Annotated in this window: 1 protein-coding gene; it reads right to left on the minus strand. The window is 73.2% G+C overall.

Going from position 1 to position 1448, the window contains the following annotated elements; translation table 11 throughout:
• A partial coding sequence (locus tag SACSA_RS0110570) for a glycosyltransferase family 4 protein (RefSeq protein ID WP_019815729.1) occupies nucleotides 1-1448 on the minus strand: 1448 nt, incomplete at both ends.

A 1448-nucleotide genomic window follows, 5' to 3' on the forward strand; every position in this document is an offset into this window, starting at 1 on the left:
CCGGCCCCCGGCAGCCGGTCCGCGGCGGGACGCGGGTCGCGGCAGAACTCCACCAGGGGTTCCAGCACGGTCGGCCACGCGAACCGCTCCGCCACGGCGGCCATCCGGCGCGTGCACTCCCGGGCGAACTCCGTGTCGTAGAGACAGCGTTCCAGCGCCTCGGCCAGCGCCTCGACGTCCTCCGCGGGCACGACCACGCCGAGTCCTTCCGCGCGCACCAGGTCGGCGAAGGCGTCCCCGTCGGTGGTCACGATCGGCAGGCCCGCCCACAGGTAGTCCAGGACCCGGGTGCGGAAGGCGAAGGTCGTCTCGACGTGCTCGAAGTGCGTGGTGACACCGCAGTCGGCGTCGAGCAGCCAGTTCTGCCGCCGGTCGTAGGGCACCCACTGCTCGTTGAAGAACACGTGCTTGCCGGTCAGGCCGAGCGAGTCGGACAACCGCACGGTGGCCGCGCCGATGTCCATCTCGCCGACCTCCGGATTGGGGTGGCGCATCCCCAGGAACACCAGTCGCGCGTCGGGGCGGCGTGTGCCGAGCAGGCCGAACGCCCGCACCAGCGTGAGCGGGTCGAACCAGCTGTAGACCCCACCCGCCCACAGCACCACACGGTCGTCGGGGCCGATGCCGTCGACGGTCTCCCTCGGGCCGGGGCCGGTCCGGCGGGGCGCCTCGGGGGGAAGGCCGAACGGCACCACGGCGAGCAGCGAACGGGTCGTCGGGTCGGCGTCGTAGAGCCGGGGCGTCAGCCTGCCGATCGCGGTGAGGTGGCCGAGCCAGAGGTGGCGCTGCCGCTGGGAGGCGCACAGAAAGAAGTCGCCGCGTTCGAGTTGGGCGTCGAGCACCCGGCGCACCCCGTCGAGGTCGGCGGCGCGTTCGACGTCCGGGGTGTCGCGGCCCTGCTCGAGCAGTTCGAGGTGCATCGGGTCGTACAGGTCGCAGACCACGATCTTGTGCGAGTGCTCGCGCCGCAGCGCCGGTGCCATCTCCAGCACGTGCCCCTGCAACACGACGATGTCGGCCCAGTCGATCGGTTCGCCGAGGTCGCGCCGCCGGGCCGCGCTCACCGCGAACGGTGCGGGCGGCGGGTCGGCGACCGGGTTCACCGTCACCAGGCGCACGTCGTGTTCCCGCGCGAGCACGTCGGCGATGTTCCAGGCCCGGATCGCCGGGCCCGCCATCCGCTCGGTGATCGCGTCGCCGGTGAGCACCAGCACCTTCCTGCGGGCCCCGAACGCGCGCTCGATGCCGAAGGTCTCGACCAGGATCTCGTGCGCGGCTAGGTAGCGCGGCAGTGGATAGGCGGGTTCGAGCGCCCGGCGCAGCAGCGGCAGCAGGTCGGCGTCGGTGCGTACCCGGGCGGCCTGCTCGGCCTCGCGGGCGCGGGTGAGAGCGGGAAGCCGTTCGACGAACCGGTCGATCGCGAGCACCCCCGCCAGCGCCTCGCGCGG

It is taken from the genome of Saccharomonospora saliphila YIM 90502 (assembly GCF_000383795.1).
Lineage (GTDB): Bacteria > Actinomycetota > Actinomycetes > Mycobacteriales > Pseudonocardiaceae > Saccharomonospora > Saccharomonospora saliphila.